This is a genomic window from Kitasatospora setae KM-6054 (assembly GCF_000269985.1).
GTDB classification, from domain to species: domain Bacteria; phylum Actinomycetota; class Actinomycetes; order Streptomycetales; family Streptomycetaceae; genus Kitasatospora; species Kitasatospora setae.
This window is the reverse complement of record NC_016109.1, coordinates 5143278-5158943: the sequence shown is the minus strand read 5'-3', so window position 1 is coordinate 5158943 and position 15666 is coordinate 5143278. Positions and strand designations below refer to the sequence as shown.

The following is a 15666-nucleotide window of genomic DNA, read 5'->3' as shown; positions in this document are numbered from 1 at the left end:
ACCCGGGCGGGTCAGCCCTTGCGCTGGATCCGGTTGCGGTCCGGGCGGGTGTCGTGGTCGATGCCGTCGTCGACGATGACGATCTTCGGGACGATGCGGTCCTCGACGGTGGCGTCCGGGCCCTTCGCGGGCTCCGGCGCGGCCGCGGGCTCGGCGGGCGCGGCCGCGGGCTTCGGCGGGAGCGGGTCCTTGCTGAAGCTCGCGGGCTTGGCGGGCGGGGCCGGGGGCGTGGCGGGGGCCGCCGGGGTGTAGGGCTTGCGGGGGTCGCCCTGGGCGGGCCGGACCGGGCCGAGGACGGTGGTGGGCTGGTCGACGGCCGGGGCGGCGGGCTTCGCCGGGGCGGCGTCCGCGGGGCCCGCGGCGTCCTCGGGGTCCTCGATGGCGCCGACGGCGGCGCCGGTGAGGGAGGCCAGGGTGCCCTTGATGTGGTCGAGGTGGGTCTGGACCTTGTCGAGGCGCTTGGTGAAGTCGGCCTGCTCGCGCTCGCTGGCGGCCCTGATCCGGTCGGCCTTCTCCCGGGCGGCGGCGAGCGCGGCGTCGGCCTTGGCCTGGGCGTCGCCGTCGAGGCGGCGGGCCTCCGCGAGCATCGCCTCGCGGTGCTGCTCGGCCTCCTTGACCCGGGCGTCGGCGGCGGCGGTGACCTTGGCCACGGCGGCGTCGGCGGCGGTCTCGGCGGCGGCGAAGTCCTCGTCGGCCTTGCGGCGGCGCTCGGCGAGGGCGGTCTCGGACTGCTCGGAGGCGTTGGCGGCGGCGACCCGGACCCGGGCGGCGTGGCCGGTCGCGGCGTGCACGACGGCGCGGGCCTCGGCGTCGGCCTCGGCCCGGACCCGCTCGGCCTCGGCCCGGCTGCGCTCGTCGGTGCGGCGGACGAACTGGTCGGTGTCCTCCCGCAGCTTGAGGGCGAACTCCTTGGCGGCCTTCGCGGCGGCCTCGCCGGCCTCGTGCGCGGCGTCCCGGGCGTCCTCGCCGGAGCGCTTGGCCTTGGCGTGGATGGCGTCGGCCTCGTTGAGGGCGATGCCGAGCAGGGCGGCCGCCTGGTCGCTGAGCTCGGCGAAGTCGGGGTCGGGGGCGTCCTCGGCGGCCTGCCGGATGTCGGCGAGGCGCTTCTCCATCTCGCGCAGGCCGCCGCCCAGGACGCTGAGCCGCTCCCACGCCTCGTCGCGCTTGCGACTGAGGGCGGTGACGGCCTCGTCGACCTGGTCGGGCGCGTAGCCGCGCCGGGAGACGGTGAAGCCGTACTGGGACACGGCGTCGCTCATTTCGGCTGTTCTCCTCGTGCTCGCGGGCTGCGCGGCCCCGCCGGGTGCGTGGTTCGACTGGGTCGGCTGAACCGTCCCATTGACCTATTTTGCGCAGATACGAACGCAAACCAAACAGGGACCGGTCGCGCGGCCGGGGGAACCGGCCGCGCGGCCCGGGGGACGACGGGGCTACAGCAGGCCGTCCCAGAGCTGTTCGACCAGGACCGCCCACCAGCTCTCGGGGGTGTGCAGGGCCGCCGGGTCGAGGGCCATCAGCTGGGCCTGGAGGTCGGTGGTCCAGCGGCCGGCCTGCTCGGGGTTGAGGCCGAGCCGCAGCCGCCACATCCGGGCCAGCACCGCCAGCGAGGCGACGAACTCGGGGACGCCGGAGTTGACGAACCGCGGCGGCTCCGCCGGGTTCTCCAGGTCGACCGCGACCACCGCGGCGGTGCCGTACTGGACGCACAGCTGCCGGCCGTAGTCGTTGCCGAGCACCAGGTAGCCGCCGAAGTCCGGGCCGGGCGGCAGGCCGCGCTCGGCGGCGAGCTCGGCCAGCGTCGGGATCGGCCGGCCCTCCTGCGCCTGGGCCCAGAAGAACGGCGCGAACTCGCGCGGCAGACCGACCCACATCAGGACGTGGGCGACCACCTCCGGGACGCCCTGCCGGGCCACCGCGCGCTGCTCGAACCGGAACATCGACGGCCCGAACATGCCGCCGAGCTCCGCCGCGAGCTGCTGCGGCGGCGGGGGCGGCACCTGCGGGACGCTGCCCGGCGCGGGCAGCGGCACCCGGACGGTGCGCGGGCGCGGCGGGGCCGAGACCAGCTGGTGCAGCTGCTCGACGTGCTCGCTGAGCACGTTCATGCCGGCCTGCCGGGCGGCCGCGTCCCGGCCGTACGGGGCGGTGTGGCTGATCCGGGCGTTCGGCCAGGACGCCCGGACCATCCGGGCGCAGTAGCCGCCGGGCAGGTCGCACAGCTCCAGGTCCGTGTGCACCTCCAGCACCTGGTCCGGGGGCACGCCGAGGCGGCGCAGCTCCTGCAGCGCCTTCCACTCGGGGTGCGGGGTGCCGAGCTCGGAGGTCATCACCAGGTTCAGCTCGGAACCGTCCGGGCCCCGGTAGTTGACCACCGCGGTGGTGCCCGGGCCGACCGTCGGCGGACCGGCCGGCGGCGGGGCCGCCGGGCCGCCCGGGGCACCGGGCGGGAAGCACTGGCCCTGCGGCCCGCCGGGGAACGGCGGCGGGGGCGCCTGGAACGGCGGCACGCCCGGACCGGGCCCGCCCGGCGCCGGGAACGGCGGGGTGGCGCCCGGCGGCAGCTCGATCGCCGGGGCCAGCTGGGTGGCCTGGTAGGCGACCGCGGCGGCCTCCGGCGCGGCCGGGGCGCCGGGCGCGGGCGGCGCGGCGGGCGGGGCCGCGGGCGCGGCGCCGTCGGGGCGCAGCCCGGCGGGCGCGGGCGGCGGCGGGGCGCCCGGGCCGGAACGGCCGCCGGTGTGCTGGGCCGGGCCGCCGCCGGCGGACAGCAGGTCGGCGGGAGGGGGCGGCGGGGGCGCGCCCGGACCGGAGCGGCCACCGGTGTGCTGCGCGGGGCCGCCGCCGGCGGGCAGCAGGTCGGCGGGCGGGGGCGGCGGCGGGGCGCCGGGGCCGGAGCGGCCGGTCTGGCCGGGCGCGGGCGCGCCGGGGGCGCCGGGGGCACCGGGCAGGCCGGGGGCACCGGGCAGGCCGGGGGCGCCGGGCAGGCCCATCAGGCCGGGCGGGCCGTCGGTGGCGAGCATGGTCGCGGCGTAGTTGACCCCGGGCCCGGACGCGGCGGGCGCGGGCGCGGGCGCGGGCCCCGGCGGTACCGGCCCCGGCGGCACCGGCGTGCCGGGTGCCGGGGTGCCCGGGCCGCCGACCGGGTACGGCGGGGTGGCACCGGGCGGCGGCGGAGGCGGCGGCGGGGCGAGCACGGTGGCGGCCTCGGAGCCGGGCGGCGGCGGGACGGGCGTGCCGGGCCCGGGGGTGGGCGTACCGGTGAAGTAGCTGGGGCCCTCCCCGCCGGCCTCCGGCACCGCCTGCGCGACGGGCGGCTGCGGCTGCGGCGACTGCGGGGACTGCTGCTGCGGTGCGGGCGGCACCGGCCCGGGCGGCGCCGGGGTGCCGGGCGCGGGGCCGCCGAGGCGGCCGGCCTCGGCTGCGATCGCGGCGGCGCCCGCCTCCTGGAGCCACTGCGGGGGGCTGAGCAGGAAGGAGGTGGCCTCGACGGCGCCGCGCACCGGCTTGGCGGCGCCGGCCGGGTGGGGTTCGCTCGCGCTGCCGTACAGCTCCTCGTACTGCCGGACCACCTCGTTGACCGGCAGCGGCGGCCAGAGCGTGCTGGCGCCGCTGTCGCGGGCGATCACCAGGCGCGGCGAGGTGCCGGGGCCGCCGGTGTGCTCGCTGCCGTCGAGGGCCCAGCAGACGTAGCCGAGGTCGAACTCGCGGACCTTCACCTCGCGGTGCTGCGAGCGCGGCACCCCGGCGTTGATCCAGTCCTCGGCGGTCTCCTGCGCCTGCGCGTACGTGGTCACCACGTCTCGTCCCACCCCTGTCGTTCTGGTCAGTTCACCGGGACGGCGCGGGCGAAGCCGCCGTCCACCATGAGTTCGGCGACGGTCTCCAGCTCCGCGGGGCTGCCCGCGAGGCGCAGCAGGAACGCGTCGAAGCTGTCGCCGCAGGGCAGCAGGAGGCGCCGGACGCGCTGCTCGACGGGCTCGTCGGAGCCGTCGTCGCGGGCGTCGTCGTAGGGCAGGAAGCCGACCGAGCCGGTGCCCTCGCCGCGGACCTTGACGGTGAGCAGGCCGCCCTGGAGGTAGGCGACGGCGAGGTGGTCCTTGGTGAGGTGGTCGCGCAGGCACTTGTTGGCGTACACCAGGTCGTCGGTGCCGTACTCCTCGCTGAGGGTGAGGAACGGCTGGTCGACCAGCAGGCCGAGGTCGACGTCGAGGGCGACGCCGGCCGGGGCGCGGCCGCCGGCCAGCTTGAGGAAGTCCCGGTAGGCGGGCGGCAGCGGGTGGCCGAGGCGCTGTTCGGCGCGCTGGACGAGGTCCTCGGTGACGGCGACCGGGTCGCCGCCGTCCTTGGCGAGCGGGAAGTGCGCGGGGCGCTGGTCCTGGAGCGGGCGGGTGCCGCGGCGGGTGTGGTCGGCGGTGGAGCGGGCCAGACCGCCGTGGTGCCGCAGCAGGGCCTTGACCTCGACCGGGACGAGTTCCATCCGGCGCCAGCCGCCGGCCGCGCCGCCGACCGCGTGGTGCCAGGTCCAGCCGGGCGGGGTGGCGACGGCGCAGTCCAGGTCGGCCCAGAGCTCGTGGCCCTGGGTGTAGAGCGCGGCGTTCGCCGACACGTAGTCGGTCAGGCGCAGTTCGTCGACGCCGAAGCCGGCCGGCGGGTCGGCGACCTCGGCGGCGGCGGCCGCGTACGGCGAGAAGTCGGGGTACCCGTTCTCGTCGACGCGCACGCCCCCGGGGTGCCGCTGGGCCCGGACCGGGTCCGGGAACTGCACCACCTGGCCCGCGTACGCCGCGTTGGGCGCGGCGGCGGTGCCGGGCCGACCTGTCGTCATCTGTGGTCCCCCACTGGCAGAAGCCGATTTCCTCGGCACCAGGGTAGGGCAACGGCCGTTCGCGTTCAGGGGCACGGGGGTACCCGGCCGGGCGGTGGGCGGCCGGGTGCCGGCGGCGGGTCGGCGGTCGCGGAGCGCGGCGGTCAGCGGTGGCGGAGCGCGGCGGCCAGCGCCTCGGCGACCCGGGTCTGCTGGTCCTCGGTGAGCTGCGGGAACAGCGGCAGGGTGAGCAGCTGTCCGGCGGCCCGCTCGGTGACCGGGAAGGCGCCCTCGGCGTGGCCGAGGTGGCGGAACGCGGGCTGCAGGTGCACCGGGACGGGGTAGTGCACGCCGGCCCCGATCCCGGCCCGCTGGAGGGCGGCCAGCACGCCGTCCCGGTCGTGCTCGACGCGGACGGCGTACAGGTGCCAGACGTGCTCGTTGCCGGGCAGGGTGCGGGGCAGCGTGATGCCGTCCAGGCCGCCGAGCAGTTTGTCGTAGCGCTCGGCGGCGGCCCGCCGGGCCTCGTTCCAGCCGGGCAGCCGGCGGAGCTTGGCGCGCAGCACGACGGCCTGCAGGGTGTCCATCCGGGAGTTGAAGCCGAACGTCTCGTGGACGTACTTGCGGGCCGAGCCGTGGTCGCCGATCAGCCGGACCGCGTCGGCGAGTTCGGCGTCGTCGGTGACGACGGCGCCCGCGTCGCCGTACGCGCCGAGGTTCTTGCCGGGGTAGAAGCTGGTCGCCGAGATCCGGCCCCAGCTGCCGGACGGCCGCCCGTGCCGGCGGGCACCCTGCGACTGGGCGCCGTCCTCGACCACCGGCAGTCCGTCGGCGATCTCCAGCAGGGCGTCCACCGGGGCGAGTTGGCCGTTCAGGTGGACCGGGAGCAGGGCGACGGCGTCCCGCACCCGGGCCGAGGTCTGCTCGACGTCGATCAGCAGGTGCTCGTCGTCGACGTCCACCAGCACCGGGGTCAGTCCGGCCCGGACCACCGCCTCGGCGGTCGCCACGAAGGTGTTGGCGGGCAGCACCACCCCGCCGCCAGGCTTCAACTCCAGCGCGCGCAGCGCGAGTTCCAGCGCGTCGGTGCCGTTCGCGGTGCCGACCGCGTGCCCGACTCCGGAGAACTCCGCGTACTCCCGCTCGAACGCGGCCACGTCGGGGCCCTTGATGTAGGCGCCGCTCGCCAGCACCGCGTCGAAGCCCGCGCGGACCTCGTCGGCGATCTCGGCGTGCGAGGCGTGCAGGTCGACCAGGGGGATGTTCGTCACGGCGTGGGCCTCTCTTCGGCGGGAGCGGGACGCGGGCCGGCCGCGCGGGGGCCGGTCACGGCCGCAGCGCGGCCTTGAGCGCGGCGACGACGTGGTCCTGCTGCTCGTGGGTGAGCGAGTGGTACAGCGGCAGGATCAGCGTCCGCGCGGTGATGGTCTCGGTGGCGGGGAGCGGCACCCGGGCGGTGCCCTTGTACGGGGCCTCCAGGTGGGCGGCCATGATGCCGCGCCGGGCGGAGACGCCGGCGGCGGCGAGCCGGGTGAGGACCTCGGCCCGGTCGGGGGCGCCGTCCGGGAGCAGCAGCCACAGCGACTGGAAGTTGCCGGTGCCGTGCGCCGGGTCGGCGACCAGTCCGGCGGCGAGCTCCGGGCCGAGCAGGTCGCGGTAGCGGGCGGCGAGTTCGCGCCGCCGGGCGACCATCGCGGGGAGCTTGCCGAGCTGGACCAGGCCGATCGCCGCCTGGACGTCGGTCATCCGGTGGTTGTAGCCGATCTCGTCGTAGGTCTCGACGACCCCGGCCCCGCCCGCGCCGGCGTGCCGGTCGGCGGCCGAGACGCTCATCCCGTGCTCGCGCAGCCGCCGCAGCCGGGCGGCGAGTCCGGCGTCCCGGCAGGTGACCATGCCGCCCTCGCCGGTGGTGAGCAGCTTGCGCGGGTGGAAGGAGTACGCGGCGATGGCGGCGCCCGCGCCGGCCGGGCGGCCGCGGTAGGTGGAGCCGGCCGCGCACGCGGCGTCCTGGACGACGGTGACGCCGCGCGGTTCGACCAGGGCGGCGATCGCGTCCAGGTCGACCGGGACGCCGCCCTGGTCGACCGCGATGACGGCCCGGGTCCGCTCGGTGAGCAGCGGGGCGACGGTCTCCGGGGTGAGGTTGCCGGTGGCCGGGTCGACGTCGGCGAAGACCGGGGTGCCGCCGACGTAGGTGACGGCGTTGGCGGTGGCGATGAAGGAGAGCGAGGGGACGACGACCTCGTCGCCGGGGCCGACGCCGGCGCCGATCATCGCCAGGTGCAGGGCGGTGGTGCAGGAGGAGACGGCGATGGCGTGCGGCACGCCGACGGCCTCGGCGAACGCCCGCTCGAAGGCGGCCACCCGGGGGCCCTGCGCGACCCAGCCGGAGCGGACCGCCTCGGCGGCGGCCCGGGCCTCCTCCTCGCCGAGCCACGGGATCATGACGGGGATGACGGGGGCGGCCGGGGTGACGGGGGTGCTGCTGGACATGGTGGTGGTGCTCCTTCGCCTCACGCACGGTTTCGCTTCGAACGGGACCGCCCGGCGGTCAGACCTGCGCGCGCCACCAGCCGACGAGCTTGCGCAGCCCGTCCTCCAGCCCGAGTTCGGGCTTCCAGCCGAGGTCGCGCTCGGCGGCGGAGACGTCGGCGAGCCGCCGCACCACGCCGCCGGCGGTGTCCCGGGCCGGGCCGTGCTCGACGTCCAGGTCGGAGTCCATCGCGGCCAGCAGCGCGTCGGCGAGGCCGCGCAGCGAGACCTCGCTGCCGGAGGCGATGTTGTAGACCCGGTCGGTGACGGGGGCGGCGGCGGCCAGCAGGTTGGCCCGGGCGATGTCCTCGGTGTAGACGAAGTCCATGGTCTGGGCGCCGTCGCCGAAGATCAGCGGGGGCTTGCCGTCGGCGATCCGCTCCATCCAGCGGATGAACACCTCGGTGTAGCGGCCGTGCACGTCCATCCGCGGGCCGTACACGTTGAAGTACCGCAGCGCGACGTAGTCCAGGCCGTGCATGGCGTGGAAGCTGCGCAGCAGGCCCTCGTTGAAGACCTTGGCGGCGCCGTACAGGGTGTCGTTGTGGTACGGGTGCTGGGTCTCGGGCGTCGGGAAGGTGTCGGCGAGGCCGTAGACCGAGGCGGTGGAGGAGGCGACGACCTTGCGCACGCCGGTCTCGGCGGCGGCCTCGACCACGTCGAAGGTGCCGTCGACCATGACCTCCAGGGCGAGCCGGGGTTCGGCGGCGCACTGGGTGATCCGGATCGCGGCGAGGTGGAACAGCACGTCGGTGTCGTCGCCGAGCAGTTCGCGCAGCAGGGCCCGGTCGCGGATGTCGCCGTCGACGACCCGCAGCTGCCCGGGGGCGGCGAGCTCCTCGGCGCGGGCCAGGTTGGCCATCCGGCCGCGGACGAAGTTGTCGAGGACGACGACCTCGCGGGCGCCGGCCTCGATCAGCTGGTCGACGACGGTGGAGCCGATGGTTCCGGCACCGCCGGTGACCAGGCAGCGGGAGCCTTCGAGGGGGACGGCGGCGTTCATCGCGCGGTGGCCTTCTGCTGGGCGGGAAGCTGGCGGGTGAGCAGGGCGGTGTCGTCGGCGGGGCCGCCGAGGGCGCCGTCCGCGTCGACCGGGACGGTCGCGCCGCCGAGTTCGAGGCTGCGGGAGGCGGCGTGCAGCAGGCGCAGCACGCGCAGCCCGGCCCGGCCGTCGGTGAGCGGGGCGCGGCCCTCGGTGATGGCGGCGGCGAACTCGGCCATCACGTTGCGCAGCGCCTCCTGCTCGACCAGCGCGGGGGCGACCACGTCGCCGACCCGGTAGGAGATCAGGGCGCGGTGCCGGATCGCGTCGGTGAGCTCGTCGGGCGGGGTGAGGTCGACGCCGCGGTCGTGGACGGCGAGCCGGGCCTGCGGGTTGAGGTCGTCCCAGACCAGGGTGCGGCGGGAGCCGCCGATCAGCGTGGTGCGGACCTTGGTCGGGGAGAGCCAGTTGACGTGGCAGTGGGCGAGCGCGCCGTTGGACAGGCGCAGCGTCAGGTAGGCGACGCAGGCCCGGCCGGCCCCGATCGGGTCGGCGGCCTGGGCGCTGACGCCGACCGGTTCGACGCCCGGCGGCAGCACGAAGTCGAGGATGGAGAGGTCGTGCGGGGCGAGGTCCCACAGCACGTCCACGTCGGGCTGGACCAGGCCCAGGTTGATCCGCACCGAGTCGAAGAACTGGACGTCGCCGATCTCGCCGCCGTGCACCAGCTCGCGGATCCGGCGGACCACCGGCGTGTAGCAGAAGGTGTGGTCGCACATCAGGGCCAGGCCGCGCTCCTCGGCGAGGGCCACCAGGTCGGCGGCCTCCTCGACGGTGGTGGTGATCGGCTTCTCCACCAGCACGTGCTTGCCGGCCTCCAGGGCGGCCCGGGCCAGCCGGTGGTGCGCGCCGGCCGGGGTGGCGATGGCCACCGCCTGCACCCGCTCGTCCGCGAGCACCTGCTCGTACGAGGTGGTGGTGGCGACCGTGGAGTACTCGCCGAGGACCTTGCGGGAGCGCTGCTCGTCGAGGTCGCACAGCCAGTGCAGCCGCAGCGCGGCGGTCTGCTGGGCGTTGCGGACCAGGTTCGGGCCCCAGTAGCCGGCGCCGATCACGGCCAGGCCGATCCGCCGGTCGGGTTGCTGTTCGGTGCTGCCCGGTGTGGGCACGTGTTCCCCTGGCGCCTCGTGCGCCACGACGTTCGACCCCATCGCAAGACCCCCCTTGCCGCCGCGTCGCTCGAACGGTACCGGCCCGGCCGGGCCCATCGGGGCACAATCGGCAAAACCGGTGCAGCCCACCAGGGGCGCGCGGGGCGGCAGTTCGGCCCTCCGTACACCTCCGCGCGCCCCGTGTCCCGACCCCGGCGCGGCGCGGCGCGAAACGGTTTGGCAGGCTGGATGCTCTGGGGTGAGGATTCACTGTCAGTGGGGACGGCTACCCTGCGTGATCCACACCGTCCGTCAGCAGACCCCCGGCAGCGGAGAACTGCCGGTGCGCCGCACCAACGCCGAGGAGCAGTCATGGACCAGTCGGGCCCGCCGCCCGTGTTGCGCCACCAGCGCGACAGCCTGCTGCCCGCCGTCGCGGCCGCGCTGTCGCTGCGCGGCGGCGAGGTGCACACGCTGGCCGGGGAGAAGTCCGAACTGCCGCCGATGCTGCACCCGCTGGTCGGCGAGTTCCTGGCGGCGCTGCCGGTGGACAAGCGCGAGCGCTTCGCGGGCCGCTGCCCGGAGGCCGCGCTGCTCTCCCAGTACCTGGGGCAGGTCGACGCGTCCCGCTCGAAGCGGGCCGCGCGCAAGCCGATGACGGTGCAGGAGGCCCGCAAGGCGCTCAAGGGGGCCCGGATGACCACGCTGCGGATCCGCGAGGAGGGCGACCCGGCGCACGGCACGCACGCCCCGCCGTGCCGCTCCTGCGCCCCGCTGCTGGACCACCTGAACGTGGCCAGCGTGGAGGTCGGGCCGCCCGCCCGCTGAGAACCCCCCGCCCTGTCCCCGACGCACCGGAGCACGCCCTGAACGCCAGCACCGTCCGCACCCAGCCCCGCTTCCCGGCCGACGTGGCCGCCGCCCTCAAGCAGGCCGGCTGGCACCCGGGCCGCTGGGAGATCCGGCAGGCCGAGCAGTGGGCCGACGCCCTGGTCGCGTACGGCGGCCCGCTGGACCCGCAGCACGCGGTGTTCCCGGCCGCGATCGAAGCCTGGGCGGAGTTCGGCGGCCTGGCCTTCGACGTACCGGGGCCGGGCGACACCCTGGCCCGCACCCCGTTCCTGCTCGACCCGCGCTGCGGCCTGCACGCCCCGCGCACCCTCGCCGACCTCGGCCGCGCGCTGGACACCCGGCTCGCCCCGCTCGGCGAGGAGCGGTTCGGGCAGGCCCTGCTGGCCATCGACGAGCACGGCCGGGTCTACAGCCTCGACCACGCGGGCGAGTGGTTCCTCGGCCCGAGCGTCGACCGGGCGATCGGCACCCTGGTCCTCGGCCGCGCCCCGTCCCGGCTGCGCACCGCCCCGGCCGAGGGAGGCTAGTCCAGGGGCTTGAGCGCGCGCCGCAGCCGGGACGGCAGCACCGCCTCGACCCGGAACCCGCCGCCGTCCTCCGGCCCGGCGTGGAACGCCCCGCCGAGCGCGACCACCCGCTCGCGCATGCCGACCAGCCCGTTGCCGCCGCTGGGCAGCGCCACCGGCGCCGCCCCGCCCGGGCACTCGTTGACCACCGACACCCGCACCCCGTTCGGCACGTACGCCAGCAGCACCGCGACCCGGGCCCCGCCGGCGTACTTGTGGGCGTTGGTCAGACCCTCCTGGACCACCCGGTACGCGGTCTGCTCGGCCTCGGCGACGTACTCCAGCCGTTCGCCGCTGACCGTCAGCGACACCGCCATGCCGGCCACCCGGGACTGCTCGACCAGCTCCGGCAGCTCCGGCAGGCCGCCGACCGGGGCCTCCACCTGCTCCTGCGGCTCGGTCATCCGCAGCACGCCGAGGATCTCGCGCAGCTCGTCCAGCGCCTGCCGGCCGGTCTCGCCGATCAGCTGGGCGGACTGCTGGGCCCGCACCGGGTCCTTGGGGACGATCCGCTCCACCGCGGCCGCGTGCACCACCATCAGGCTGACCCGGTGCGCGACCACGTCGTGCATCTCGCGGGCGATCCGGGTGCGCTCCTCGGCCCGGGCCCGCCAGGCGCGCTCCCTGGCCTGCTCGGCGAGCAGGGTCAGCTCGGCCTCCAGGCCGAGCGCGCGGTCCTGCAGCGACTCGACCAGGCGGCGCCGGGCGCCCACGTACAGGCCGGTCACCATCGGGGCGACGGCCATGCCGACCGCGACGAACGCGGCGATCACCGGGTAGACCCAGGTCGGCGGGAGCTGCTCGGCCGGCGGCGGGTTCTTGGCGGGCGCGGTCATCGCGAACAGCACCATGCCGAAGGTCTCCACCATGGCGACCGCGGACAGCACCACCACCCGGACCCGCCGGGTCGGCCACTCCCAGGTCGCCGCGAGCGTGTACAGCGACACCACCAGCAGCACCACGCCGAAGAACCCCGGCACGAAGACCAGCGCCACCACCACCGGCACCACCGGCCAGCGCCGCCGCACCAGCAGCGACGCCCCGGCGAGCGCCCCGAGCACCACGCACAGCACGGTGACGGGCGGGCCCGCGTGCAGTCTGTCCCGGACCAGTCCGTACGCCCCGGCGGCGCACTCCGCCGCCGACACCGCCGCCAGCGCGACGTCCAGCGCCGCGCTCCGCCTCCGTGCCCACCACCACAGGCCGTCCCCCGCCGGCTTCTCACTCATGACCGACACGATACGCAAGGGGCCCGGGCCGGACGGCGCCCTCCCGCCCGTCCCGCGCCCCCTCGCCCGCCGGGGCCGCGAACGCCCGGGCCGCACCACCGAACGCCCCCGGCCGCACCGCCGCGCGCCCCGGGCCGCAGCGCCGCACGCCCCGGGCCGCACCGCCCGGCGGGCCGACCTGTCCGCCATCCGGCCACCTCTCCGTGCTGGCACCCCGTGCCACCTATGCTGTTGCCCGTCGGACAGCGCGGTCCGCACCCGTCACCCGCACCGCGGTGATGTCAGAGCCGTTGCCGAACCCCACCACCACAGGGAGACAGCCGTGACCGCTCCGGTCCCCACTCCGGCGGACAGCCCCTCCTCGATCGCCGACGCGGACAACGCCGCGCTGCGTGCGGACATCCGCCGCCTCGGCGACCTGCTCGGGGAGACCCTCGTGCGCCAGGAGGGCCCCGAACTGCTGGGCCTGGTCGAGCAGGTGCGCCTGCTGAGCCGCACCGACGGCGAGGCGACGGCGCAGCTGCTCGCGGAGATCGACCTGGACACCGCCGCGAAGCTGGTGCGCGCCTTCTCGACCTACTTCCACCTGGCGAACGTCACCGAGCAGGTGCACCGCGGCCGCGAGTTCGCCGCCCGCCGGGCCCTGGAGGGCTCGGTGCTCTCGCAGACCGTCGACCAGCTGAAGGAGGCGGACCCCAAGCACCTGGCCGACACCCTGGCCAACCTCTCGGTCCGCCCGGTGTTCACCGCGCACCCGACCGAGGCGGCCCGCCGCTCGGTGCTGAACAAGCTGCGCCGGGTCGGCGAGCTGCTGGAGCGGATCCACCGCGAGCAGGCCGCCACCGGCCGGGTCGACAGCGCCCGGCAGACCTCGGCCCGCCGCCAGGCCGACCGCCGGCTCGCCGAGGTGATCGACCTGCTGTGGCAGACCGACGAGCTGCGGATCGCCCGCCCGGAGCCCACCGACGAGGCCCGCAACGCCGTCTACTACCTGGACGAGCTGTACCGCGAGGCCGTCCCGGAGGTACTGGAGGAGCTGCACGAGGAGCTGGCCCGGGTCGGCCTGACCCTGCCCGAGGGCGTCCGCCCGCTGACCTTCGGCACCTGGATCGGCGGCGACCGCGACGGCAACCCGAACGTCACCCCGCGGGTCACCTGGGACGTCCTCAACCTGCAGCACGAGTACGGCATCAAGGACGCCCTGGAGGCGGTCGACGACCTGCGCGCCTCGCTCTCCACCTCGGTCCGGCTGGCCGGCGCCTCCGAGGAGCTGCTGGCCTCGCTGGACGCCGACCTGGCGCACCTGCCCGAGCTGAGCCCGCGCTACAAGCGGATGAACGCCGAGGAGCCGTACCGGCTCAAGGCCACCTGCATCCGGATCAAGCTGGAGAACACCCGCGACCGCCTCGCCGCCGGCACCGCGCCCACCCCGGGCCGCGACTACGTCGGCACCCGCGACCTGATCGCCGACCTGCGCCTGGTCCAGGACTCGCTGCGGGCGCACCGCGGCGGCCTGATCGCCGACGGCCGGCTGGCCCGGACGATCCGCACCATCGAGGCGTTCGGCCTGCAGCTCGCCACCATGGACGTCCGCGAGCACGCCGAGGCCCACCACCACGCGCTCGGCCAGCTCTTCGACCGACTCGGCGAGGAGGCCTGGCGCTACACCGACATGCCGCGCGAGTACCGCCAGCGCCTGCTCTCCAAGGAGATGCGCTCGCGCCGCCCGCTGGCCCCCACCCCGGCGCCGCTGGACGCCGCGGGCGCCAAGACGCTGGGCGTGTTCACCACCATCCGCGAGGGCTTCGAGCGCTTCGGCGACGAGATCGTCGAGTCGTACATCATCTCGATGTGCCAGGGCGCGGACGACGTCTTCGCGGCCGCCGTGCTGGCCCGCGAGGCCGGCCTGATCGACCTGCACGCGGGCATCGCCAAGATCGGCATCGTGCCGCTGCTGGAGACCACCGACGAGCTCCAGGAGGCCGACCGGATCCTGGACGAGATGCTCTCCGACCCGTCGTACCGGCTGCTGGTGTCGCTGCGCGGCGACGTCCAGGAGGTCATGCTCGGCTACTCGGACTCCTCCAAGTTCGGCGGCATCACCACCTCACAGTGGGAGATCCACCGCGCCCAGCGCCGGCTGCGCGACGTCGCGCACCGCTACGGCATCCGGCTGCGGCTCTTCCACGGCCGCGGCGGCACCGTCGGCCGCGGCGGCGGCCCCTCGCACGAGGCGATCCTGGCCCAGCCGTGGGGCACCCTGGAGGGCGAGATCAAGGTCACCGAGCAGGGCGAGGTGATCTCCGACAAGTACCTGCTGCCCTCGCTGGCCCGGGAGAACCTGGAGCTGACCCTCTCCGCCACACTGGCCGCGTCCGCGCTGCACACCGCGCCCCGGCAGGCCCCGGAGGAGCTGGCCCGCTGGGACGCCGCGATGGACCGGGTCTCCGAGGCCGCGCACACCGCCTACCGGGCCCTGGTCGAGCAGGAGGACCTGCCGAAGTACTTCTTCGCCGCGACGCCGGTCGACCAGCTCGCCTCGCTGCACCTCGGCTCGCGCCCGTCCCGCCGCCCCGACAGCGGCGCCGGGCTGGACGGCCTGCGGGCCATCCCGTGGGTGTTCGGCTGGACCCAGTCCCGGCAGATCGTGCCCGGCTGGTACGGCGTCGGCTCCGGCCTGGCCGCCGCCCGCGAGGCCGGCCTGGGCGACGTGCTCGACGAGATGCACGGCAACTGGCACTTCTTCCGCAACTTCCTGTCCAACGTCGCGATGACGCTGGCCAAGACCGACCTGCGGATCGCCCGGCACTACGTCGAGCAGCTCGTCCCCGCCGAGCTGCACCACGTCTTCGAGCAGATCGTCGCCGAGCACGACCTCACCCTGCGCGAGGTGCTCCGGCTGACCGGCGAGAGCGAACTGCTGGAGCACAACGACGTCCTGAAGCAGACCTTCACCGTCCGCGACGCCTACCTCGACCCGATCTCCTACCTGCAGGTCGCGCTGCTGCGCCGGCAGCGCGAGGAGGTCGCGGCCGGCCGCCCGGAGGACCCGCTGCGCGCCCGCGCGCTGCTGCTCACCGTGAACGGCATCGCGGCCGGCCTGCGCAACACCGGCTGACCGGGCCCCGCCCGCGCGAACGGCGGCCCGCCCCCTCGCTCTCCGAGGGGGCGGGCCGCCGCCGTTCGTCGCGTCGCGCGCTCAGGCGCCGCGGCGCTTGCGCAGCCACGTGGCCGCGCCGCCGGCCACCACCACCAGGCCGCCGCCGACCGCGTACAGGCCGGCCGAGCCGACCGAGCCGGCGGGCGGGGCCAGCCGGGCCGCGGCGGGCTCGGGACCGGTGGTGGGCTCGGCGGCCGCGGCGGCCCCGGCGGCCCACCCCCCGGCGGCCAGGCACAGCACGGTGCCTCCGACGACCTTGCCCACGCGCTTTGACCGGATCACGGTCTTTACCCCCATAGACGGCACTTCAATCCTTCGCTGTACCGGTTCCGACGGTATCCGATCGGGTGACGTTTCTGACCCCAGGTCAGCTTCCTCCCGGCAAGCGTTGCA

12 protein-coding genes are annotated in these 15666 nt (G+C 76.1%); 3 read left to right on the top strand and 9 right to left on the bottom strand.

Translation table 11 applies throughout. The features are described 5' to 3' along the window. Positions 1 to 11 precede the first annotated feature (11 nt). The 7 genes from KSE_RS22990 to KSE_RS22960 form a co-directional block, all read right to left on the bottom strand. A complete protein-coding gene (locus KSE_RS22990) occupies positions 12 to 1259 on the bottom strand; it encodes a hypothetical protein (protein ID WP_014137741.1) in 1248 nt (415 codons plus the stop codon). A gap of 171 nt (positions 1260 to 1430) precedes the next feature. Further along, on the bottom strand, positions 1431 to 3806 hold the full coding sequence (locus KSE_RS22985) for an SUKH-4 family immunity protein (RefSeq protein WP_231873212.1): 2376 nt from the start codon (positions 3804 to 3806) through the stop codon (positions 1431 to 1433). Positions 3807 to 3820: 14 nt separating this feature from the next. Then, positions 3821 to 4822, bottom strand: a complete 1002-nt coding sequence (locus tag KSE_RS22980; RefSeq protein WP_014137739.1) for an HNH endonuclease — start codon at positions 4820 to 4822, stop codon at positions 3821 to 3823. A gap of 143 nt (positions 4823 to 4965) precedes the next feature. Continuing rightward, entirely contained in the window at positions 4966 to 6072 is a 1107-nt protein-coding gene (locus KSE_RS22975; protein ID WP_014137738.1) for a DegT/DnrJ/EryC1/StrS family aminotransferase, read from the bottom strand. Between the two features lie 55 nt (positions 6073 to 6127). After that, a complete protein-coding gene (locus tag KSE_RS22970; RefSeq protein ID WP_014137737.1) occupies positions 6128 to 7294 on the bottom strand; it encodes a DegT/DnrJ/EryC1/StrS family aminotransferase in 1167 nt (388 codons plus the stop codon). 58 nt (positions 7295 to 7352) lie between these two features. Next, the gene (locus KSE_RS22965) at positions 7353 to 8336 is read right to left on the bottom strand and encodes an NAD-dependent epimerase/dehydratase family protein (RefSeq protein ID WP_014137736.1); all 984 of its coding nucleotides are present in this window, start codon (positions 8334 to 8336) and stop codon (positions 7353 to 7355) included. After that, on the bottom strand, positions 8333 to 9484 hold the full coding sequence (locus KSE_RS22960; protein ID WP_014137735.1) for a Gfo/Idh/MocA family protein: 1152 nt from the start codon (positions 9482 to 9484) through the stop codon (positions 8333 to 8335). The genes KSE_RS22965 and KSE_RS22960 overlap by 4 nt, the downstream gene beginning before the upstream one ends. Positions 9485 to 9838: 354 nt before the next feature. On the opposite strand from KSE_RS22960, the gene KSE_RS22955 reads away from it, so the two are divergent. Both KSE_RS22955 and KSE_RS22950 read left to right on the top strand, forming a co-directional pair. Further along, on the top strand, positions 9839 to 10294 hold the full coding sequence (locus KSE_RS22955; protein ID WP_014137734.1) for a YwqJ-related putative deaminase: 456 nt from the start codon (positions 9839 to 9841) through the stop codon (positions 10292 to 10294). A gap of 83 nt (positions 10295 to 10377) precedes the next feature. Continuing rightward, complete coding sequence (locus KSE_RS22950; protein ID WP_014137733.1) at positions 10378 to 10845, top strand: SUKH-3 domain-containing protein; 468 nt, start codon at positions 10378 to 10380, stop codon at positions 10843 to 10845. On the opposite strand, the gene KSE_RS22945 is transcribed toward KSE_RS22950, so the two are convergent. Then, on the bottom strand, positions 10842 to 12113 hold the full coding sequence (locus KSE_RS22945) for a sensor histidine kinase (protein ID WP_014137732.1): 1272 nt from the start codon (positions 12111 to 12113) through the stop codon (positions 10842 to 10844). The two genes, KSE_RS22950 and KSE_RS22945, sit on opposite strands and share 4 nt — an antisense overlap. Before the next feature lie 322 nt (positions 12114 to 12435). Here KSE_RS22945 and ppc point away from each other — a divergent pair, with 322 nt between their 5' ends. Beyond that, complete coding sequence (gene ppc, locus KSE_RS22940; RefSeq protein WP_014137731.1) at positions 12436 to 15231, top strand: phosphoenolpyruvate carboxylase; 2796 nt, start codon at positions 12436 to 12438, stop codon at positions 15229 to 15231. A gap of 81 nt (positions 15232 to 15312) precedes the next feature. On the opposite strand, the gene KSE_RS42965 is transcribed toward ppc, so the two are convergent. Further along, on the bottom strand, positions 15313 to 15537 hold the full coding sequence (locus tag KSE_RS42965; protein WP_033258368.1) for a hypothetical protein: 225 nt from the start codon (positions 15535 to 15537) through the stop codon (positions 15313 to 15315). Between the last annotated feature and the right edge of the window lie 129 nt (positions 15538 to 15666).